The following is a 21,861-nucleotide window of genomic DNA, read 5'->3' on the forward strand; positions in this document are numbered from 1 at the left end:
TGTAAACCTGACCGCAACTGATCCCTTGGGGAAGCTGACTGACGTAGACCCCTTGTACGCTGCGCCTGTAGCGCGGAGCATAGAAGATGCGCAGTTCTGGATAAACCGTTTCAGCCGTTGCCTCGCTTGCCTCTCGCCGCAGAGCCCTTGCTCGCGGCACCAGCCGCCAAGGTGATCGCCGACCAGCGCCGTAAGGAGGGACGGGCGACCGGTAAGCCCATCCGGCTGCTCATCGGTGACCGGCATCCCGCGGTCTACGCCTACAAGAAGCTCAAGTCGGCAAAGCCCTGCTCAAACTCGGCTACGTCGTCCCAGCGCACGTAACAACCTGATACCTCGTGGTGCCCTGGTGCGTCGAGGACCCGCGCAGTACTGCGGTGGCAGTCGGCTGGTCGCGCGAGAGAACCGAGGCTCGCTCGATGGGCGGGGCGGATGTCCCTTCGAGCGGTAATCAGGGACGTGCTCCGATATCGACGTACCTTGATCGGGTTGAGCTCGACTCACTTTGTCGGCGCGCACTGGAAAAGGTCTCAGGTTGATTACAACGGGGCGGGATCACCCTCAAACCGAGACGTGCTCTCGCTAGAGTTGCACGCTCAATGTGACGGGCTTGGAGGGTGCGCGGTGGCAGCAACCAAGGTACTGGTGTGTCTGGCGAATTCCCGCAAAAATAATGAGCGCTGTGTTGCAGGTATCGAGGTCGTCAATGGGTGGAAAAGGTGGATTCGTCCTGTCAGCGACCGTCCAGGTCAGGGAGTGTCCGTTGTCGAGCGGCAATATCAGGGTGGGGCGGAACCACAGGTGCTCGACAACATCTCCGTGCCGCTGCTTGGGCCTCAGCCGGACGGCTTCCAACGGGAGAACTGGCTCCTCGATTCCACTGTCCGGTGGCAGAAGGTCGGTCGAATCGGGTGGAGTGAACTGTGCACGTTGGAGCAGCTCCCCGAAAGTTTGTGGATCAACGGCCATCATTCGTCCACCGGGATGAACGACCGCGTGCCGACCGGGCAGGGGCGCCTAGTGGAGGATTCACTCAAGCTCATCCGTGTTGACAGCGTGAAAATTCAGGTGATGCCGTGGTCAACGAACGAGAAGCCATATGTGCGGGCTCAGTTTCTCTATGCACGCTATGCGTACGCACTGCGAGTGACCGACCCGGTGTATGAAAAGAATTTTCACGACAGGGGACCTGGAGAATACCGATTGGGTGAATCCTTCCTGACGGTGAGCCTCGCAGAAGAGTTCCAGGGCTACTTCTACAAGCTGGCGGCTGCCATCGTCGAGCGCGCCGATGCTGACCCGGGCGGCCGGCGATGACGTCAGGCACAGTACTCATGATCGGTCACTCCACACATGGTTTTCCGAGCTTTGTAAGGCTGCTCCGACAGCACGAGGTTACGGCTGTCGCCGATGTGCGCTCGGTCCCCGTCAGCCGGTTCACGCCGCAGTTCAACCGGGGCTCGGTGGAACGCGGTCTGCGCCAGGCCGGCATCAGGTACGCCTTCCTGGGCAAGGAACTCGGAGCGCGTACAGACGACACCACCTGCTATGTCAACGGGCGGGTGCAGTATGGCCGCCTCGCTGAGAAGCCTGAGTTCGTCAGCGGCATTGAACGCCTGATGAAGGGGGCACAGACCGAGCGGATCGCTGTCATGTGCACTGAGGGCGAGCCGTTGGACTGCCATCGCACGGTGCTCATCGCGCGAGTGCTCACAGAGCGCGGCGTCACGATCGAGCACATCCACGGCGACGGGCGGATCGAGAGCCATACCTCGGCGATGGAGCGTCTAATGGAGATGTTCGGGCTGGCAGAGGCCGATCTGTTCCGGACGCCAGTCGAGCGTCTCGAAGAGGCGCTGAGCCGTCAGGAACACCGGATCGCGTACATTGACGAGGAGCTTCGCAGCGAGGGGACAGCAGAGGTATGAAGATTCACACCATCGGGTTCACGAAGAAGTCCGCCGAGAAGTTTTTCGGCCTGTTGCGCGCTTCGGGAGCGACGACACTGGTCGACATCCGGCTTAACAACGTCTCGCAACTGGCGGGTTTCGCCAAGCGGGATGACCTGAGGTACTTCCTCGGCGAACTCTGCGGTATGTCCTACACCCATCGACCCGATCTGGCCCCGACGCAGCCCATGCTCGACGATTACAAGAAGCAGCGCACCGGCTGGGCGATGTACGAAAACCGATTCCTGGAGCTGATGGAACAGCGGCGAATTGAGGATGCCGTCCCGCGGGAACAGTTCGGCAACGCGGTACTGCTCTGCAGCGAGGACAAGCCGCACCACTGCCACCGCCGGTTAGTCGCGGAGTACCTCGCGCAACACTGGGACAACGTCGCGATCGAGCACCTGACCTGAGTGCGCGCTCCAGCGCCTCCGCGAAGCACGGCGGGCGCTTGGAGCGTCCTCACAACGCGCCAGCGCCCGGACGTCGGCGCCGCCGAGCTACCTCAACGGTGGCGGAAACGAGCAGCTCACGGCGAGTGCGATTTCGCGTAGATGTTGTGCGTGCTGGCGACTACGAATGCGCCGATTCCGCCTGCAAGCCGATGGGAAACTCCACCCGTGCGGCAGATCCACGCGATCCTCAATCGCCAACCGCATTGGCCCCACGAGGCAACTCAAATAGACCCCGCCCTCTGCTAAGAAACTGGGCGTGCCCAGCAAAGCCGCACATGGCAGCGAGACGCATCGTGATCCGTTCATCCGAACTGCCGGCGCCTCGACATTTCCCAGTTGAAAACGACCAAGTGTCACCTACTTGCTGTTACGCCGAAGACTATTCCTCTCCGACTGGGGGAGGTCATCACCGTCCAACATTCCGACAGCCAGAGATTTGCCCTCGTCAAAAGAGCGCCAAATCACTTCATGCAAGAAATCAGTGGAGGCCCCCGAGGTGCCAATAAGCCCCGTTTCGGTCAGCCTAATGAACATTGTGTTGTCGAGGTAGCTCGGAACGTTTTTGTATCCGAAGCTAACACCTCCCCCACTTCCTTTGAGTCTTTCATCTACACGAAGTTGCTCGAAATGTTCGCGAGCGAGATACATACCGTGGGCCATGTCGCAACTGCTTGGAACATTAGGATTAGGGTAGCAGATCTTGATCCAACTAGGCTTGGAATACAGCCGAAACTCGCCCTCCTCCCGATGGCCCCCTTCCGTCCTCTTGTCGACTTCACGCATTCGTTCTAACTCTCGATCAAGGTTGCCGTCTTTACTTGGATAATAAGATCCGTTCTTTGCGGAATTGAGCTTCTTGTACTGAACAAGCACCAGACTTTGACGAGTGATATTATAGTAAATCATATCCACTCCCAGTATTCTTTCCGCAGGTTCACGGTTGGCATTGACGACCAACAGTTTCTGGCGGCGCTGACTGAATATCCGCCAGTTCACATGACGAGTTGCCTGACTCATCACGCCGAGCATGTTTTCCATATCGCGATTGATCAACTGATCTTCGTGCGCGCTAGTGCCCGGTAAGCCGTCAATAAAGTTGGGAGGAATGCTGCTATCGGCGAGAGGATCGGTAGGCGGACTCCATTCAGAGAAGCTTGTTATGTCCATCCCAGCCATGCGGCTAATTCCGATGGATGCATCGCGTTGCAGCGCCAAGGTTTGAGCTGAATTTGAATCACCAAGGTAATGCGTTCTTCTGATCCCTTCAATGGCACTCGCGAGGTCGCGCCAGTTCGGACGCAACCTGAGCATAGCCGCGACCAAATTCTTCCCAGTCTTGTCGGACTGCCAACCTTCGGGCCTGACTCGAGCTCGATACTCGGCAGCCATTGCTTCAATTAGCTGCCCCCAGGGAAGCGAGGGTTCAACCCTGTAGATCCGAGTTATTTCAATTTTCGTATTTAGATCATCCACTCTCTTGACAACTCTTGCCCACCCTAACCTGCTCACCGCAGGATTCCCTCGGTTGGAACCGGTCAAAATCAACACCAGATTAGCCTTCTTCCATTCAATTCTCCGGCGGTTTGTAAACCATGACCACTCTGGAAAATTTTCCCCGTACAGCCGTTCGTAAAATTCGATGTGTTCTTGTTCGTCCGAAGCGCACCTGATAACGGCAACCATGCGAGCATGATCGCAGAACCACGGTCCCGACTTGTGCGGAACCGGCAGATCGGCTAGGCAAGCAGACCAACGAACACCATCTCGGGTGAACGGGTGCATCCGACGCACGGGAACTGGCTGGTTCAGCCGCGCTTGCGCCACCTTCGCAGCGCCCGCCACCCGGACGATGCCAACATGCACGGCTTCACAGGCCAGCCCGTCAGCCTGCAATGGTGACGGACCCGGCGATGACCTTCTCGGCAGTCATCGGGCATCACCGCCCGAACCTCGGCGACGCCGTGCTACATCGACGGTGGCGGAAACCAGCAGCTCGCGACGGGTGCGGTCCCGTGTAGATGGGGTTCGAACCCGACCGGGGGCACTTACGGCAGCCACGGGGACCCGCCTGAACTGCAGAGACAGTTCAAATGAGCAGCTCACAGGGGTTTGGACCGACACCCCTCGCGTCGGGGATCTTCACGGTTTGCCGCAGCTTCTTCGATGACATGCCCCCCGCGCGCATGGCTGGCGTTCCGGCCGAGCGCCGCGAGGAGCTGTGCGGGCGGCCGGTATCTTGGACGGACTGTGGATCTCCGTTCGCGACTGCCGTCGACGCTTGCGCCGCTGTGGCGGGTGGTGCATGCCCGGCTGTCCTCCGGGCGACCGGTCAGCCGGGTTCGGGTGGGGCCACTGGACGCCGACCAACGCAGTGCCGTGGCGGATCTGCTCGGCATGGCTCGGCTGCCCGGCGAACACACCACCGTCTCAGTGCAGGTGCTCGACCGGATTCTGCGGGAATCGCTTGGCGTCGGTGTCCATGAGGTCGTGACCGAGCTTGTCGGCCCGGTGGGCGATCAGGCCGCTGACCGGCGTCGCGCGGCGATCGAACGTGACGAGTTGTGGTCGTGGCTGGAAGGCCATCCGGTGGTCGCCATGCAGCCAGCGCTGTCCGACTGGGTCGCGGCGGTGCGGCGGGCCGGACTCAGCGGCGGTTCGGTCACACAGACCAGGGAGGATCTCGAACGTGCGCTGAAGGTTCTCGCGGTGCTGCCCGCATCCGGCATCCCACTGCCGGTGTTGGCCGAACAGACACTGCTCGACACACACGCACTTGACGACGGCACCAGGTGTTCCGGCCTGGTGTTGCGCGCGCTGGCCGCGATCTACGACCGCCCGTCCCCCGTCGACGCATCCGAGCGGCGGGCGTTGTGGGAGCAGGCGGGCATCACCGACGACGAGTTGTCGTCGGTGGTCCTCGCCGGTGGCATGCGGGTTGATGGCGACAGCGTCGTTGGCAGGGTCCTCCGACTCTGCGCGGACGCCGGCCAGCCGAGCTCGCTCACCCTGCGCCAGATACGGGCAAGCGAGTTGACCAGTGTTCCAGAGCGCGTCTGGGTCTTCGAGAACCCGAGCATGCTCGCCCTCGCGCTCAACAGGTTCGGCGCTGCCTGCCCACCCATCGTGGTCACCTCGGGTTGGCCCAGCAGCGCCGGAGTCCTGTTCCTGCGCAAACTCGCGGCGGCAGGTTGCGAACTGCACTACCACGGCGACTTCGACGGCGAGGGGCTGCGCATCGCCGCGCACGTCATCGCCAGGACCGGAGCACGGCCATGGCGGATGAGCAGCGGCGACTACCTGGCCGCGGTCGCCGACGGCCCGCCGGTGGGCCGGACCACCCCAGTACCCTGGGACGATGAACTCGCCGAACACCTGACCCGCATGGGTACGACCGTGTCCGAAGAGCGGGTGGCCACTACTCTGCTGGACGAGCTCACCCAGCGACACCCTGCCTGACACCTGCTGGAGGCCGCTTGGAACCGGTCCGCGTCCCGCCGGAGATGTTCCGATTCACCAGCGGAGACCGAGCCGAGCTCTACGTCTCGGTGCTGCATGCCTTTGGTGAGGCCAACGAACGTCTCGAAACCGCGCTGGGACTCGACGACGTCCGCGGTCGCCTGCGTTCGGTCGGCTGGCTCGACGCGCTGGAGGACAGCGATCTGACCAGTGCGCTGGAGCAGCTGCGGGACTGGAACCTGGTCGACGTCATCCAGAACCACTCCGAGAACTACCGGACCGCAGCCGAGTACGAGCGACGCAACCTCCAGTATTCCCTTACCCGCCAAGGGGAGGCAGCGCTGGCCGGGGTCGTGCACGCGATGAGCGTGCTGGCATCGAGTGGCGCGTTGCAGACTGCCGTGCTCGATGCGATCTCGGACCGGCTGGGTGATCTGCTGGAGCACGGCGAAACCGGCTCCGACCGGCAGGTGTTCGCCATCCTCACCGAGCTGGAAAGTCACCTGGACGCCCTGCGCGGCAACACAAAGCAGTTCAACGGCGAGCTCCAGCGTCTGCTGCGGGCCGATGGCGCCGACCTGGAGACCTTCCACGAGGTCAAGGCGTCGACGGTGGCTTACCTCCAGGAGTTCGTGACCAACCTTGAGCATCGGACGCACGCCATCGCCACCCGCATCGGCCGACTCGAGGACCACGGTGTCGAGCAACTGCATCAGCGTGCGCTGGCAGGCGCGGAGCTACCGCAGCTTTCCGGTACCGACCCGGCACCGGCGTGGCTGGAACACCGGCGCGCCCGTTGGGAAGGTCTTCGCGCGTGGTTTCTTCCCTGTGACAGCACGCCGCCGAGGGTCGAGCAACTTCACCGGGTGGCGCGCCGGGCGATCGTCACGTTGCTTCAGGTGCTTGACCGGATCACCGAGTCTCGCAGGCGGGCGAGCAGCGCGGTCCTCGACTTCCGTGAGCTGGCGCGATGGTTCACCGTGGTTCCCGAGCGGGATCTGCACCGGCTGTGGTCGACGGTTTTCGGGCTCAGCTCCGCCCGGCACGCACATCTCGCCCATCACGACCCGGAGCTGGTCAGTCCGTCGGTTTCCTGGTCGGAGTCGCCTCCGGTCGAGGTCTCGCCATTGCTTCGCACGGCTGGCAGGACGGAACGGTTCGCCAGGACCGGGCGGGTGCGTGACGTCAAGGCGCTGCGGGCACAGCGTGCCGAACGCGCGCGAGCCGAACGCGCGCAGCTCGAAGCGGCGTGGAACCTGCTCGACACCGGTGGTGCCGTCCGGGTTTCCGAGTTCGGAGAACTCGATCACGGGATCTTCGAACGACTCCTCGAACTGCTGGGGCGGGCGCTCTCGAGCGCGCCCGACGAGTCCGGGACGCGACGCGGCAGCACTGCCGACGGCCGGATCGAGATCCTGCTCCGGCCACCGTCGGACTCAGCCGTCGCCCACCTGACCACACCACGCGGCGTGTTCAGCGGCCCGGACTATGAGATCGAGATCAACTCTCTTGGCGCCCGAGGGCACGCATGAGCAACCTCACCAACCAGTTGGTCATCGCCGAGCGCGAGGAGGTCGCGCGCGGAATCCGGACGCTGCTGGGCAGTCCACTGATCACCGAACGCGGTTCCCCCGAGACGTTCGATCTGGTCCGTCGACGGCACGAGCCGATCGGCAAGTGGTTCGACTACTACTGCGGCTGGAAGCTCGTCGTCGAACCACGGCTGGGTTATGCACGACTGGTCAAGGTCCGGGCCGCCACCGACGCGAGCAGACCCGCCAGGCGGCTGCGATCCGGGCGTGCGCCGTTCGACCGCAGACGGTATGTGCTGTTGTGCGTCGTGGCTGCCGAGCTGCTGGCGGCTCCGGTGACCACGATCGGTCTGCTCGCCGACCGGGTCAGCCGTGCCACCGCGACCGATCAGGTGGTCGCCGCGTTCGACACCGCCGGCCGAGGTGAGCGGATGGCGTTCGTCGACGTTCTGCGGCTGCTTGAGTCCTACGGCGTGCTTGAGGTCGTCGACGGACACACAGAGTCCTTTGTGGATTCTGATGACGCCAAGGTCCTCTACCGGGTCGATCCGACGCTGCTCTTGCATCTGCTGGCGGCGCCAACCGGACCGTCGCGACTCGCGGTGCCCGCCGAAGAGGTGCCGCTGCGGTTCGATGAGCTCGTGTCCGAGCTTTCCCGCGAGCGCCGCTACGGCACGGCGGATCGGGACGGCGGCTCGTCGGATGTGCAGCGCAACCTCTGGCTCCGGCATTCGATCTTCCGCAGGCTCGTGGATGACCCAGTGCTCTACTTCGATCAACTCATCGACGACGAGCGCGCCTACCTCGGATCTCCGACCGGCAGACAGCTGTTGCGCCGTGCCGCTGAGCAGGGCGGTTTCGTACTCGAAGAACGTGCAGAAGGAATCCTGTTCGTCGACCCGGACGGGATGGCGACCGACAGCCGCTTTCCTGACGACACCAGCAATGCCAAGGTCGCCGCATTGCTGGTGCTGGACGAGATCGACGGCCCTGTGACCAGCGAGCAGCTCGAACTGGTCGTAGCGGGGATACTCAGCAGGTTTCCACGCTGGGCCAAGACCTATCGCGGTGAGGACGGTCCCAGGCAACTCGCGGAGGATGCGGTTGAGGTGCTGGTGAACTTCGGTCTCGCAGAGGTCTCCGGCGGTCTCGTGCAGTTACTGCCCGCCGCGGCGAGGTACGCGCTCGGCACCGCCCGAACAAGCGACACCGACGCAACGGAGGCGTCATGAGCGACACTTTTTCGCTCCACGCTCGTGTAAGCCGACCGGGTGCGGGTGCCCCGCAGAACACGGAGGCATCGTGAACGCGTCGAGATGGATACCGAGCCGGGCGGGCATCCTCAATGTCTGGCGCTACTACGACGAGGTGTTCGAGTTCCACGAGGGACGTCTGCTGCTGCGCGGCCAGAACGGCAGCGGCAAGTCCAAGGCACTCGAACTGCTGCTGCCGTTCCTGTTCGACGCGAGCCTGCGGGCCCACCGGCTGTCGACCTTCGGCACCAGCGAACGGACAATGCACTGGAACCTCATGGGCGACGGTGCCTCCGGCACCACCCGCGTCGGCTACGTCTGGCTGGAGTTCCGCCTGCCTGGCGGTCCGGATCGGTGGTTCACCTGCGGTGCGAGGCTCCAGGCCAGCAAGAATACCACCACTGCGCACGCCGACTACTTCACAACCGGACAGCGCATCGGCACCGATGTCACGCTGGTCAACGACTCCGGTCAACCCCTTACCAAAGCGGTATTGGAGGAACGGCTCGGTGACTCCGGTGTTCTGCACGGCAACGCGGGCGACTACCGAGCCGCGGTCCGCTCCACTCTGTTCCCGACACTCAACGAGCAGCGCTACGACGCGCTGATCACCGCGCTTCTCCAACTGCGCACACCGAAGCTGTCGCAGCGACTCGACCCGCAACTGCTGTCCAGCCTGTTGTCCCGCGCGTTGCCTCCGCTGGGACAACAGGAGATCGCCGATCTCGCGGAAGGTTTCGAGAGGCTCGACCGGCAGCGTGAACGCCTCGCCAACCTGGACGAAGAGGTGGCTGCCACCAAGACACTTGCGTCCCGCCAGAAGTCCTACGCACAGCGGGTGCTGCGCGCCGCGGCAGGCAACCTGATCACCTCGACCACCGAACTCGACAAGCTGACGCGGACCGCCCGGGAGTCGGCCGAGGAGTACGAAGGGGTCGCCGAGGCGAAGACGAGGGCCGAGTGGCGTGCCGAAACGCTGGAACTCGACATCGAGAGCACCGAGTCGAGGATCACCGGGCTCACCGAAAGCGAAAGGTACAAGAAGGGCGAGGAGTACGACCGGCTCCGCCGGCAGACGACCGACGCGGAACTGCAAGCGACCGCGGTAGGCGAGGACGCGGCCGAGAAGCGCTCGCAAGCCGACAAGGACCGGCAGGCCGCACACGACGCCGCACGGGAGACCGACAGGCGCGCCGAGACGGCCCGAGCGCAGCAGACCGAGACCTCGCATGCCGCGACGCGCGCCGGGATGACGAGTCTGCACGACGAGATCGCCGCGTCACTCGACACGGACGTGCAGCCGCGCAGACTGCTCCGCGCCGCGGTGCGGAGCAGGCACGAACAGCTGGACGGGGTCCGTGCCGCGATCGGCACCCACGACCGGGCCGTGGAGCGCCGCACGCAGGCCGAGGACGAACTCGACCAGGCCAGGACCGTGCTTTCGCAGGCGAGGGAGCGACGGGAAGCCGCAGCCGCCCAGCACGAGGCCGCCCTCGCTCGGTTGAGTGCCCGGGTTCGCGACTGGGCATCCTGCTGCCGGGAACTTCACTTCCCCGACCCGGATGCACTGCTGGAGTTGATCGAGTCGGAGACCGGCCTGCTCACCCACGTCGACTCCGTCGCCGCCGCGGCGCTCGAGGCGATCACCCGGGACGAGACGAGCACCAGCGCCCGGCTGGACGCCGTTCGCGCGGACCGGAAACAGCTGTCGACCGAAGTCGACCGGCTCGCGGGTGAACAGGACCTGCCGCCGGATCCGCCGCTGTCGCGCACTGCCGACCGCAGCACGATGACGGGCGCACCGCTGTGGCGGCTCGTCGACTTCGCCGACACCACGAGTGAAACCGTGCACGGTCCGATCGAAGCGGCGCTACAGGCGTCGGGACTGCTCGACGCCTGGATCGGCCACAACGGAGCCGTGGCGGGCCACGACGTCTTCGCCGATCCCGCGGTATTGGCCGCTGTGCCGATGTCGCTGGCTGACGTGCTGGTTCCGGAGCAGGACGCGGAAGTGCCTGCCGATGTGGTGCGGAAGTTGCTGTCCACCGTCGCGTTCGGCGACGAGCTTCCACCCGAGCATCCAGCCGCGATCGGTGCCGACGGCAGTTGGCGGCTGGGCAACGTAACCGGAACCTGGAGCAAGGAGCACCCTGCTCACATCGGTGTTCTCGCACGCCGGCGGGCCAGGCAGCGCCGGATCGACGAACTCCGCGAACGCATCGACGAACACGACCGGCTGATCGCAAAGCACGAAGCCGCGCTGGCGGCACTACGCACTCGGCGCGATGTTCTGGACGGCGAACGAAAAGCCCGGCCCGACCATCGTGAGCTTCACGCGTCTGCGACGGACCTCAACCGTGCCGGGGCCGATGTGGATGCCGCGGATTCGCAGGTTCGGCGGTGGATTGGGGTGGTGACCGAACGCGAGAAGGACGTCAAGCAAGCCCTGCTCGCTTTGACCGCCTTGGCGGCGCAGCACAACGTACCCGCCGATCGAGCGGCAGTGGCGAAACTGTCCGACGCTGTCGGCAACTTCCAAGACCAGGCCGAAAACTGGCTGGACAGCTACGCCGAACTGCTGTCGGCTCGACGTGAGGCGAGCGCGCTCGGCGAACAGGCTCGCCGCTCCGGATCGATCGCGGAACAGCGTGAGAGTGAGGCGGGCGAAGCCGACAAGCAGCATCGTCGGCTGGTGGCGAAGCTCGAAGCGATCGAGGGCACCGTAGGTGCTGACTTTCGGCAGGTTCAGTCCGAGATCGAGGCCCTACGGCGACGGCTGGGAGACCTGCGCGGCGAGCGCGCCTCCACCCACAAGGAACTGAACCGGCTCGCCGGACGTCTCGGTGAACTTGGCGCACGCCGCACCACAGACGCCGAACACCGGGACGCGGCTGTCGAGAAGCGCGACACCATGGCCCACCGGTTCCGCCACCTGGCCACCGGAGTCTTTCCCGCCGACAGCGGTATGGATGATCTTGAGCGGTTCAAGGCGACTCTGACCTCCTCCGACGGGGTCCGCGCGACACTCGACGCCGCACGCATGGCCGCCGCGGCCTGGCCGACGCTGGCGCACGCACCGAACAACCTCGGCGACGCCGTGCACCGCTTGTCCGAGTCGGTCCACGAGTGCCGGAGCACGCTGAGTTCCAGGGCGGATCTCGACCTGGAGACCGACGAGGACGTCCAAGTCTTCACCGCCGTAGTGGACGGGGTCCGGGTCGGCGCGGCGGAGCTGCTCGCCATCCTGCGCGCCGAGGCGGAACGCAGCCGCCATGAGATCACCGAGCGGGAACGCGAGCTGTTCGACAAGACCCTCACCGGCGGCACCCGTCGTCATCTGGCCGACCGGATCCGCCAGGCCACCGAACTCGTCGACGGCATGAACGCGCGACTGGAACGTGTGCGCACGGCGTCGAACGTCGCTGTCCAGCTCGTCTGGCAGGTGGCGCCCGATCTGCCGGCAGGCACCAAGGCCGCGCGGGATCTGCTGCTCAAGGACCCGGTACGGCTGACCGAATCCGACCGCGAGTCGCTGCACCAGTTCTTCCGGGACCGCATCGAACAGGCCAAGGCCGACGGCACCGCTGCCAGCTGGGAACAGCAGCTGGCGCAAGTCTTCGACTACACCTCCTGGCACCGGTTCGTGGTCAAGGTCGACCGCGCCAACGGGGCGGGGTGGCAGCTGCTGACCAAGAAGCTGCACGGCGCGCTGTCCGGCGGTGAGAAGGCCATCGCACTGCATCTGCCCCTGTTCGCGGCTGTCGCCGCCCACTACGAAGCCGCGCCGGAGGCACCCCGTCTCATCCTGCTCGACGAGGTGTTCGTCGGCGTGGACAGCATCAACCGCGGCCAGGTGTTCGCGCTGTTGTCCGCACTCGACCTCGACCTCATGCTCACCTCCGACCATGAGTGGTGCACATACGCCGAGCTGAGCGGCATCGCCATCCACCAGCTCATCACCGGCGATGACAGCGACGCGGTCACCACTGCCCGCTTCACCTGGAACGGCCACGACCTCGCGCCGGACGGAGACGAACCCTAATGGCTCGTACGGCCCACCGGTGGCTCCGGCGGGCCAGCCCCTCCGCAGACTGGAGATCGTCGTACACATGACCCACCGTCGAGTTGCGACAAATCGATAGGGTTACCGCGATGACCGCACGTACACCGTCTTCCGCCGACAGTGATATCTCCGTCGGAGATCTGATTGCCCGCGCCGGGGATCTCAAGGGCGAGCTCGTGGCGTTCGCCCAAAGCCCTCGCTTCGCGCGGCGATTGGACGCCGTGCTTCGAGGCGGCCGATCGCTACGGCGATCTCGACGAGAGCACGGCCGTCCTCGCCATCGACTACTTCGCGTTGCAGCACCGCCTGTCCGACGGCCGCACCGTGCTCGAACGGTTCGTCGCGCAGCGGCGACCGCCGCTGCCGGATGCTGAGCGGGAGATGCTGCTCGGGTGGCACGACGTCGTCGAGGCGTGGTTCGACGGTTCGACGGGGACGCCGTCGTGCTGCACAACCTCGTCGACGACGTGGTCTACAGCGTCTACTCGAACATGGGACGAAAGGCGCTCACCAAGCTCCGTGCGGGCATGTTCCTCGTCGGACGGATCGTACGCTGCACCCCGGGACCGACGCCTGGCTGGTGACCGGGCACTTCTCCATTTTCCCCAAGTCGGCGCGGCGGCAGATCGCCCAGGCCGCCGTGGAACAGCTCACCGCCTATCCGGAACTGCTCTGCCGCAACCCGGCCATGCTCCGGAGAGCCTGGGAGATTCAGAACGAACATCGCGCGGACTTCATCGACCAGGTCGGCACCGACATGATCGTGCTGCCACCGGACGAGGCGCAGGAGACGTTGCGCGAGCACTACCGCCGCCAACGGCAGCGGGCGCTGGCCAACCTCGATGAATGAACTGTCAAGCGAGCCGCGAAAACCGGTCCAGCACCCGAGCAACTGGCGCAACTGTCTGATGAAATGCCGGCGTCCGGCAGCGTCGCACTGATCTACGACGAGGTCTCGCTGAACTTCTCCGCGCCACCCGATAGCGATGGCTCAGGACAACCAGCGGGTCAGGCCGTCCCAGGTGGACGGCGGAGTCACCCCGGACGGTGACCGGCCCAGGTAGGTGACATACGCGGCGTGCAGCCACGACTCGACGGTACCTGGCCGGAACTCCAGATCGGCAAAGGAAACCAGGCCCTTCGCGTGCTTCCCCTTGCAGCGAGCGCGAAGCTCAAGCGTGGCGTCGTCCTCGACGAGTCCGGTCACGACGACCGGGTTACCCAGCAACGTGGCGGGAACCGGGAAGTCGATCTCCTCGTCCAGCACGGTCTGGAACGCGGTCATCTGTTCGGCTTCGCCGTAGGCGTCGGTGAGAATGACCTCGATGTCGTCACGCAGTCGCGCTTGGGCCTCCTGCCCACCACCGCCCAGCCGGGCGAGGCGGGTGTTGATACCGACCTTGTCGAAGGCGATCCACGCAGCCTCGTCGTCGCCGCAGTCCTCAACCGGTGCGTCGCCACGGCCGTCCACGCAGATCGGGTCAGTGGCGGCTGGTGCCGGCTCGACGACTTTCTCCAGGGTGATCTCGTGCCGCCAGTCGTCCCCGAAGTCGTAGGTGTAGGTGATGGGTTTGCGGGTGCGGGCGAACGCGGTGGCAAGGGTGATCTCGTGTTCGTCGTACTCGAAGTCGAAGTACGGGTCGCCGTACCGGCGCCGTCCGACAGTGAACCCGTGGAGGTGGTCGTCGTCCCAGGCGAAGGCGACCTGGATGACCTCGTGCAACTCGCCCAACGTGGCGGATGCCGACATGAGCACGCGGCGCCAGCACGCCGGCCGCACATGCTGCAGAGCGATCTTGAGCTGGTACGTCCCGTCTTCTTCCGCGTCGTCGGACGAGCCGAGCAACGCCACTCCTCGGGTGCCGATCACCGACAGGGCCCAGCGGCCAAGAGGAGTGATCCGCCGCCCCGGCGTGCCGGTGACGGTGCCGAAGGCCGCCAGCAGCTCCAACGTCACCTCCGCCGGATCGCGTACGCCGAACCCGCGAGCGAATGTCCTGTACAACTCGTACCCCGCATCGAGGATGGCGTGACTGATCGCAGTCGCCAGCTCGGCGCGGGTCGGCTCCGGGTCGCTCGCCAACACGGTCAGGGCGAGCCTGCCGATCTCCAGCCCCTCCGACCCCTCATCGTCGTCGAACAGGCCGGTCAGGGCTGCCGCGAAACCCCGGGTCCAGAGGTCGAGTACCTCGTCGGCGTTGGCGGACCGCCAGCCCGTCAGGGCCGACGCCGGCACGGCGCGACCGCCATCGATGGACAGCAGCCCCGCGCCGAGTGCCGCCGTCCACGGCCAGTGCAGCGCGGGCACATCCGCCGCGCTGCGCACCCGCTCCGGCAACTCGATGCCCAGCGCACGGCCCGCCGCCGGCACGTCCGCCCGGCGCAGCACACCTTTGGCCGTCACAGCCCGGCCCGTGTCGACCCAACCCGCCAGGACAACCGCGTCCCGCAATGCCGGACACTCACGCGCCGACCCGGCAAGATCATCAACAAGATCGTCGCTGCCCATCGGGCAAAGGGTAGTACCACCCCACGACCATCGACCAAGCGACCAGACGCGCTGCACCCCACGCCAGTTCGGAATCGTGTGGCCTAGCTGGCGACTGCCGCTGCGCGGATTCGGCCAGTGCTTCACGGGTATCGCAGTCACCAAGCACCATCGCCCCTGCTGCTGCGACGACGCACTACCTCCAGCGTGGCGGAAACCAGCAGCTCACGGTGCTCGCGGGATCGTGTAGACGTCGTACGAATCGCACCGGGGGCACTCACGGCCTTTCGCCTCCTTGGCCACTTCCTTCCGAAATCCGGCGTCAGCGGCCGGCTGCGGTTCATGCTTGCGCCGCAACGGTTTCCGGGTTCACGTCGTGGTGAGTCCGAGTGCGAGCGACGCGGTTGCCAGCAGGAGGAACGCCGCGGGGTAGGGCACGTCGGAGTGGCAACGGGCGCGCATGACGGTGGTGACGGCGCCGATGAAGTACAGGAAGAGCCCGGCTGCCGCGGCGATTCCGATCCACGGCACGGCGATGCCGGCCATGAGACCCAGGGCGCCCGCCGTCTTCACCGCGCCCAGCGGGTAGATCCACGAGTGCGGCAGGCCGTACTTCGACATGTTTCCGAGAACCCACTTGGAGCGGGCGAAATCGACGGCCGCGGCCGCGAGGTTGCACAGGGCGGTCATGATCGTCACGGTGACGTAGGCGGTGAACACGCGCTGCTCCTTTCCGTGCGGGCGGAGGATGTTGGCCGATCGACGCTTCAACCGTGACGCGCTGCCGGATCGGCGTCCAATACCTGTGTCTATAACCTGTAGGAATGGACGTGGACACCCGGCTGGTGCGCTACTTCGCCGCGGTCGCCGAGGAGGGCAGCCTCACGCGCGCCGCCGAGCGCCTCTACGTCTCGCAGCCGGCGTTGACCAAGCAGATCAAGCAGTTGGAGGCCCTGCTCGGGGTGCGCCTGTTCACGCGGTCACGCACCGGGATGGCGCCGACCGAGGCGGGACAGGTCCTCGCGGAGCGGGCGCCCGCGTTGCTCGCCACCTGCGACGAGGCGTTGCGGGACACCAAGAGCGCGGCACGCCGGGCGGCGCGGGTGCTGCGGATCGGCTTCCTCGCCAGCGCCGCCAACGAGCCGACGCAGGACATCATCGCCAGGTTCGGCGTCGTGCGGCCGGGATGGCGGGTGGACATGCGGCAGGCGGCGTGGTCGGAGCCGACCGCGGGGCTGTCCGAAGGCGAGGTCGACGCCGCCCTGCTGCGGCTGCCGTTCCCGGGGCAGGAAGCACTGCGCGTCGAAGTCCTGCTCACCGAGCCCCGTTGCGTCGCGTTGCCCGCGAACCACCCGCTGGCGACCCGCGACGCGATCCCCTTCCGCGAGCTGTGGGACGAGCCGTTCGTCGCCGCGCCGCCCGAGACCGGCGCGTTCCGCGACTACTGGCTGGCCGCCGACGAGCGCGACGGTCGCCCTCCGCGCATCGGCGCGTCCACCGACCAGCCCGACGACTGGCTCCAGGCCATCGCCAACGGCTACGGCGTCGCCCTCGCCCCCGAGTCCGCCGCGCGCTTCTACTCGCGTCCCGGCGTCGTCTACCGGCCGGTCATCGGTGTCAGCCCCAGCCGCGTCGGCATCGTCTGGCCACCGGCCGCCGACACGAACCCGGTGGTCCAGGACTTCGTCGCCTGCTGCCTGGAGGCCGTGGGGAAGACTCGGGAGCGGTGAGCGATGGCAATCGAACACGGGGTGTTCGATGCAGCCGTTGTTAACATTCACTTCCGCATCTGGATTCGGACCTGGAGGCCGGTGTGGCCCGCAAGCGGCTTACGCGCGAGGAGAGCAGGCAGGAGACCCGGGCGCGGCTGCTCGAGTCGGCGGCGGAGCTGTTCGCCGAGCGCGGAGTCAACGGAGCGTCGGTCGAGCAGATCGCCGAGCGCGCCGGCTACAGCCGCGGCGCCTTCTACGGCAACTTCGCCGACAAGCACGAACTGGTGGTCGAGCTGCTCAGGCAACGGACGCTGCGGGAGCTGGACGAGGTCACCGCCATCGCGCGGGAGCCGGAACCGTTCGCGGCGTTGCGCGAGTGGCACAAGGAGCGGGCCGAACACCTGGTCGGCTGGCTTTCGCTGCGGGCGGAACTGCTCCTCTACGCGTTGCGCACCCCCTCCTTCCGGCCGCAGATGGCGGAGCGGGAACGCATCGCCCGGGACGCGCACGCGGGCAGCATCGAAGCCACCTTCGCCTCCCTCGGCGTCGAACCGCCCGCCGACCCGGCCTTCTTGGCGCTGATCGTGCACGCCCTGGAGGACGGGCTGCTGGTCCAGCGGCTGCTGTCCCCGGACGAGGTCTCCGACGAGGTGGTCGTCGACGCGGTCGAGCTGCTGATGCGCTCGTGGTCGGCGGCCGGGGCGGCGAAGGGCGACACCTGAGCCCGAGCACCCGTCCAGGGGTGCGATCAGGCCGCCGGGGTCACGAAGAGATCACTTCGGGGCCGCCGCGGTGGCCCGCGCCGGAGATCGGATCGGGGGCATGGCACCCTGGTAGAGCTGACCCTGCGGGTACGGCTGTGCAGGTGCGCCCCGGGATGACGTGACCGGGCGATGACCAGGAGTGGTTGAGTGTTCGACTTTATCCTCTATCCGGTGTCGGCCATCTTGTGGTTCTGGCACAAGATCTTCGGCTTCGTGCTCGGCCCGGACAACGGCTTCGCCTGGGCGCTGTCGGTGTTCTTCCTGGTCTTCTCGCTGCGCGTGGTGCTGCTCAAGCCCGCCATCAGCCAGATGCGCGCCGGCCGCAAGATGCAGAAGTTCGCCCCGCAGATCCAGAAGCTGCGGGAGAAGCACAAGAACGACCGCCAGCGCATGGCGCAGGAGATGCAGAAGCTGCAGTCCGAGCACGGGGTGAACCCGCTCGGCGGCTGCCTGCCCGCGCTCCTGCAGATCCCGGTGTTCCTGAGCCTGTTCACCGTGCTGCGCGACTTCAAGCCCGGCGCGCCCAGCAACTACATCTTCGACGCCGACGGCGTCCGCTCGTTCGTCGAGGCCGACATCTTCGGGGCCAAGCTGTCGAACTGGATCGTCCAGTCCGACCAGGAGCTCGCGCTGTTCGGCACCACGCGGACCGACATGATCATGGTCGGCGTGCCGCTGATGATCATCGCCTCGGTCGCCACCTTCTTCTCGATGCGCATCTCGATGAAGCGGCAGACCGAAGCGGCCATGGCCAACCCGCAGACGGCCATGATGGGCAAGCTGATGATGTACATCGCGCCCGTCGGCGCGATCGTGTCGGGCCCGTTCCTGCCGATCGCGGTGCTGCTGTACTGGATGGCCAACAACTTCTGGACCCTGGGCCAGGCGCACTTCCTGACCAACAAGATCGACCGCGAGGAGCAGAAGGCCAAGGAGGCCGAGATCGCGGCGAAGAAGGAGGCCCCGCGGCCCAAGCCGGGGCAGAAGCCCACCGCGAAGCAGTCGCAGGCGGTGGTCCAGTCGCCGGACTCGAACGGGACCGAGACGGCGACCGCGGAGAAGACCGGCGGCGGTGCGCAGAGCAAGTCCGCCAACGGGCAGCGCGCGGGCGGCAGGCCCGGCGGCAAGAAGACGCAGTCGAAGAACCGGCCCGGCAAGCAGGCCGCCTCGGCGAAGAAGGGGCAGCGGAAACGACGCTAGGCGCGTCGAGTGATGTGCGTGGGCCCGCGATCCGAACGGATCGCGGGCCTTTTCGCGTACGGGTGGGTGGGGCGTGCGGGCGCTCGGGCGGGCGCGGTGCGGAACCGACGCGGGAGCCTTGTCAGAGCATGTCGGCCAGGAAGAGGTGACGTGGGCTCACTGGTGTGTTCACGGGTGAGCCCAAGCGCCTGAGGGCGCCCGGACAGTACGAGGGCTCACCAGGCCGCCCTCGTGGCGGCGCATGGCCCGACAGGGCGCGCGGCGGGCGTGAGGGGCGACAGCCGTGCCTGCCGGATGCCAGGGCTGACAGGGCGCCCGTGAGGCGCGACAGCGTCCCCGACGAGAGGGCTGACAGGGCGCCCGGCGAACGAGGCCCGACAGCGCTCGGCGCGCGCGGGCTGACAGCGCGCCCCGAGGCGAGGGCTGACAGCGCCCCGCCGACGCGAGGGCCGACAGGACGCCCTTTAACACACGGCCAACCCGAACCCGGCCGCCGACACGACGAAGGGGCCCGGCGGACGCCGGGCCCCGCCTGTCTCCGCTCGTCAGGCCACCGGGGTGGCGACGACTATGCGGTTCTCGTCGTAGCCGGTATCGCCGCCGACGTAGCGGCCGCCGCAGGTGACCAGCACCAGCCGGTGCGCCCCGCCCTGGCCGAACAGCTCGGCCGCGCGCTGGGGCAGGCTCTCCTTGTCCACTGTCACGATCTCCGACACGCGGTAGCGCCAGCTCCTGCCGTCGTCGTCGGCGACGGTGACCTCCTGCCCGGCCGAGCTGTCCCACAGCTCGGCGAACGGGCCGGTGGTGCCCTTCCAGTTCACGTGCCCGGCGAGGACCGTGGCGCCCTTCGGGGAGTCCAGCCCCGCGCCCCACCAGGTCGCTTCGGTGACCCCGTCGGGCACCGGCAGGGTCCCGGAGCGGTCGAGCTCCTTGCGCACCAGCTCCGCCGTGCCTCCTCGCGGCAGGCGGACGGTGCCCGGCGGTTGCCCGGCGGGGACGTGCACCGGCTGCGGCGGGAGGGCTTCCTCCGCGACGGGCGGCGGGGCGGGCCGTTCAGCGGCGGGAGCAGGCCCGGCTGCCAGCGGCCGCGGCTGCGTACCTCCGGAGAGCAGGGTGGTGGTGACCACGCCGACGACCGCCACCACCGCGACCACGCCCACCGCGAGCAGCGTGACCAGGCGACGCCTGCTGGGTCGCACGACTCACCTCCGCCCGTTCGCCGAACCCGCCCGGCGGCGCAGCGCGAACCCGCCGAAGGCGGTCGCGACCAGCGCCAGCGCACCGGCGGCGAGCAGGCTCATCTCGCCGAACTCGACGGTCTCACCGGTGGGCGCGCCCGGGTCGCCTGCCGGGATGCGGATGGGCACGGTGGGGGTGTTCGCCTGGTTCGACAGGCTCAGCTCGAGCGTCTGGCCCGGCTGGAGGGTGCCCGCGACCGAAGGCGGGTTGGCCGCGTCGAACGCGTCCTCGTAGCCCTTGGCCGGTGCGACCTCGGTGATCACGATGTCCTGCGGCGTCTTGAGGTCCGGTACGGAGACCGTGCCGTCGGTGCCCGTGGTGACCACGGCGGGCTGCCCGTCCGGCCCGAGCAGCTCGGTGCCGTCCTGGCGCAGCGCGGGCTTGCCGTCGGCGGCGGTGATGCGAAGCGCGACGCCGGCGATGGCGGCCTGGCTCTCGGCGTCGACCTTGCCGACGTGCACGGCGCCAGGCGCGGTGACCGCCGTCGTGGCGTCCTCGATCGTGAGCTGCTTCTCGCCGCCGGTGGAGACCACGCGCTGGGTGCTGTCGGGCTGGTTGACCGCCTCCTGCACGTACGGCCGGTCGGCCGGGGCGGAGAGTACGCCGGTGATCTTGGGGTTCGGCCCGGTCGGCGTCACCTTCAGCGCCAGCGGCCCGCCGTCGGCGGGTGTGGTGACGGTGCCGTCCTCGGCCAGGCCCTCGACCTCGGCGTCGGTCGCGGTGAGCTTGACCGGGACATCGCCGACGCCCTTGCCGTCGGCGCGCTGCACGGTCAGCGTCCACTCGGCGGCCTGGCCGATGGTCTGGGGCTGCTCGGGGGCGGTGAGCCCGGCCTCCCACGGACCGCGGTTGGCGACCGCCTCGTCTTGCAGCTCGGTGACCGCGTCCTTGACCTGCTGCGGGAGCTTGGCGAGGTGTCCCTCGACGTCGTAGCCGATGTCCTTGAACCCGCGGTCCGGGTTCAGATCGTCATGGCCTTCACGCGGAGCCGAGGTCCGCGAGTGCAGCAGGTGCGCCAGCGCCGCGGCCTTGTCGGCGTCCTGCGTGGTGCCGTAGCGAAGGAGGAGGTAGGAGATGTCGGCCGCGACGTCCTCGGCGATCGGCTCGCCCCACTTGGTCTTCAGCTCGTCGCCGGGCTTGTACTCCTCGCCGCTGCCGGGCGCGGTCAGCGCGAACTGCACGCACCAGACCTGACGGCCGTTGACGACGTAGGAGCCGAGCCAGTCGCGCTCCGGCTGCGGGTTTCCAACGTAGGGCTGACCGGGGCTGGTTTCGTGGCCGAGTCCTTCCTGCGGATCGGCCAGAGCAGCCCCTGGCGTCGCCAGGAGCGTCCCCCCTGCGAGCACGGCGGACCCCAGTACCGCCGTGACCAACTTCCTGAACGTGCGCATGCGAGCTCCAGTCTCGGTCGCGGAAGACAAGGGGCGTCGCGGTGCTCGCTGCATACTTCGCTTTCCCCGAAGCGCTTACCCCTGGCAGTGAGCAAAGGACACCCGCCGTGATACTTCCGGTTACGGAACGTGTCTACAAGAGTCCATTCGGTTGATCGAAAGGAGCTACGGAGAGCAGCGGAGCGAACAGCGGATCGACGTCTGTCGTCGCCCGTTCAGCCGCAGGTGAGCGCTGGTTCCGACGGATTCCGGTCACATGCCGCAACGGGAGTCCGAGGTTGGCGACGCAACGTGATCGTTACGCGCGTCCAAACCGATACGGGGTAGTTTTGCAACGCGGTGGGGCGCGCGTGCCGATC

General features: G+C 66.8%; 17 protein-coding genes. 12 read left to right on the plus strand and 5 right to left on the minus strand.

Annotation, left to right across the window (positions count from 1 at the left end; translation table 11 throughout):
* Positions 1-624: 624 nt before the first annotated feature.
* Genes SACE_RS04300 through SACE_RS04310 form a run of 3 tightly spaced genes read left to right on the plus strand, consistent with a single transcriptional unit; the run spans position 625 to position 2,362 of the window.
* Positions 625-1,317 carry a dual OB domain-containing protein gene (locus SACE_RS04300; RefSeq protein ID WP_063712453.1) on the plus strand — a complete coding sequence of 231 codons (693 nt, stop codon included), beginning with the start codon at positions 625-627 and terminating at the stop codon, positions 1,315-1,317.
* Positions 1,318-1,334: 17 nt separating this feature from the next.
* The gene (locus SACE_RS04305) at positions 1,335-1,928 is read left to right on the plus strand and encodes a DUF488 domain-containing protein (protein WP_009944172.1); all 594 of its coding nucleotides are present in this window, start codon (positions 1,335-1,337) and stop codon (positions 1,926-1,928) included.
* The gene (locus tag SACE_RS04310; protein WP_009944171.1) at positions 1,925-2,362 is read left to right on the plus strand and encodes a DUF488 domain-containing protein; all 438 of its coding nucleotides are present in this window, start codon (positions 1,925-1,927) and stop codon (positions 2,360-2,362) included. Before SACE_RS04305 ends, SACE_RS04310 begins: the two co-directional genes overlap by 4 nt.
* 399 nt (positions 2,363-2,761) lie before the next feature.
* On the opposite strand, the gene SACE_RS37405 is transcribed toward SACE_RS04310, so the two are convergent.
* Positions 2,762-4,267: a hypothetical protein gene (locus SACE_RS37405; protein ID WP_143538073.1), complete on the minus strand. Its 1,506-nt coding sequence runs from the start codon at positions 4,265-4,267 to the stop codon at positions 2,762-2,764.
* Positions 4,268-4,567: 300 nt separating this feature from the next.
* Between SACE_RS37405 and SACE_RS04315 the strand changes: the two genes are divergently transcribed.
* The 6 genes from SACE_RS04315 (at position 4,568) to SACE_RS04335 (ending at position 13,558) form a co-directional block, all read left to right on the plus strand.
* A complete protein-coding gene (locus tag SACE_RS04315; RefSeq protein WP_081468255.1) occupies positions 4,568-5,860 on the plus strand; it encodes a TIGR02679 family protein in 1,293 nt (430 codons plus the stop codon).
* Between the two features lie 17 nt (positions 5,861-5,877).
* A complete protein-coding gene (locus tag SACE_RS04320; protein ID WP_009944168.1) occupies positions 5,878-7,392 on the plus strand; it encodes a TIGR02677 family protein in 1,515 nt (504 codons plus the stop codon).
* The gene (locus SACE_RS04325) at positions 7,389-8,624 is read left to right on the plus strand and encodes a TIGR02678 family protein (protein WP_009944167.1); all 1,236 of its coding nucleotides are present in this window, start codon (positions 7,389-7,391) and stop codon (positions 8,622-8,624) included. The genes SACE_RS04320 and SACE_RS04325 overlap by 4 nt, the downstream gene beginning before the upstream one ends.
* Positions 8,625-8,694: 70 nt before the next feature.
* Positions 8,695-12,687 (plus strand): TIGR02680 family protein, encoded by a 3,993-nt coding sequence (locus tag SACE_RS04330; RefSeq protein WP_009944166.1) that lies wholly within the window; start codon positions 8,695-8,697, stop codon positions 12,685-12,687.
* Between the two features lie 434 nt (positions 12,688-13,121).
* Positions 13,122-13,292: a hypothetical protein gene (locus SACE_RS37410; protein WP_009944165.1), complete on the plus strand. Its 171-nt coding sequence runs from the start codon at positions 13,122-13,124 to the stop codon at positions 13,290-13,292.
* Positions 13,289-13,558 (plus strand): hypothetical protein, encoded by a 270-nt coding sequence (locus SACE_RS04335; protein WP_009944163.1) that lies wholly within the window; start codon positions 13,289-13,291, stop codon positions 13,556-13,558. Before SACE_RS37410 ends, SACE_RS04335 begins: the two co-directional genes overlap by 4 nt.
* 141 nt (positions 13,559-13,699) lie before the next feature.
* Here SACE_RS04335 and SACE_RS04340 read toward each other — a convergent pair whose 3' ends face one another.
* The gene (locus SACE_RS04340; RefSeq protein ID WP_143538074.1) at positions 13,700-15,217 is read right to left on the minus strand and encodes a plasmid pRiA4b ORF-3 family protein; all 1,518 of its coding nucleotides are present in this window, start codon (positions 15,215-15,217) and stop codon (positions 13,700-13,702) included.
* 348 nt (positions 15,218-15,565) lie between these two features.
* Positions 15,566-15,916 (minus strand): DoxX family protein, encoded by a 351-nt coding sequence (locus tag SACE_RS04345; RefSeq protein WP_009944161.1) that lies wholly within the window; start codon positions 15,914-15,916, stop codon positions 15,566-15,568.
* Between the two features lie 104 nt (positions 15,917-16,020).
* Here SACE_RS04345 and SACE_RS04350 point away from each other — a divergent pair, with 104 nt between their 5' ends.
* The 3 genes from SACE_RS04350 (at position 16,021) to yidC (ending at position 18,872) form a co-directional block, all read left to right on the plus strand.
* Positions 16,021-16,926 (plus strand): LysR family transcriptional regulator, encoded by a 906-nt coding sequence (locus SACE_RS04350; RefSeq protein WP_009944160.1) that lies wholly within the window; start codon positions 16,021-16,023, stop codon positions 16,924-16,926.
* Positions 16,927-17,009: 83 nt separating this feature from the next.
* Positions 17,010-17,630 carry a TetR/AcrR family transcriptional regulator gene (locus tag SACE_RS04355; protein ID WP_009944159.1) on the plus strand — a complete coding sequence of 207 codons (621 nt, stop codon included), beginning with the start codon at positions 17,010-17,012 and terminating at the stop codon, positions 17,628-17,630.
* 213 nt (positions 17,631-17,843) lie between these two features.
* Positions 17,844-18,872 (plus strand): membrane protein insertase YidC, encoded by a 1,029-nt coding sequence (yidC, locus tag SACE_RS04360; protein WP_011873203.1) that lies wholly within the window; start codon positions 17,844-17,846, stop codon positions 18,870-18,872.
* 545 nt (positions 18,873-19,417) lie between these two features.
* On the opposite strand, the gene SACE_RS04365 is transcribed toward yidC, so the two are convergent.
* Positions 19,418-20,071, minus strand: coding sequence for a class F sortase (locus SACE_RS04365; protein ID WP_009944154.1), 654 nt, complete (start codon positions 20,069-20,071; stop codon positions 19,418-19,420).
* 3 nt (positions 20,072-20,074) lie between these two features.
* The gene (locus SACE_RS04370) at positions 20,075-21,502 is read right to left on the minus strand and encodes a SpaA isopeptide-forming pilin-related protein (protein ID WP_009944153.1); all 1,428 of its coding nucleotides are present in this window, start codon (positions 21,500-21,502) and stop codon (positions 20,075-20,077) included.
* Positions 21,503-21,861: the final 359 nt, after the last annotated feature.

Origin of the sequence: Saccharopolyspora erythraea NRRL 2338 (assembly GCF_000062885.1) — a bacterium.
GTDB classification, from domain to species: Bacteria; Actinomycetota; Actinomycetes; order Mycobacteriales; family Pseudonocardiaceae; genus Saccharopolyspora_D; species Saccharopolyspora_D erythraea.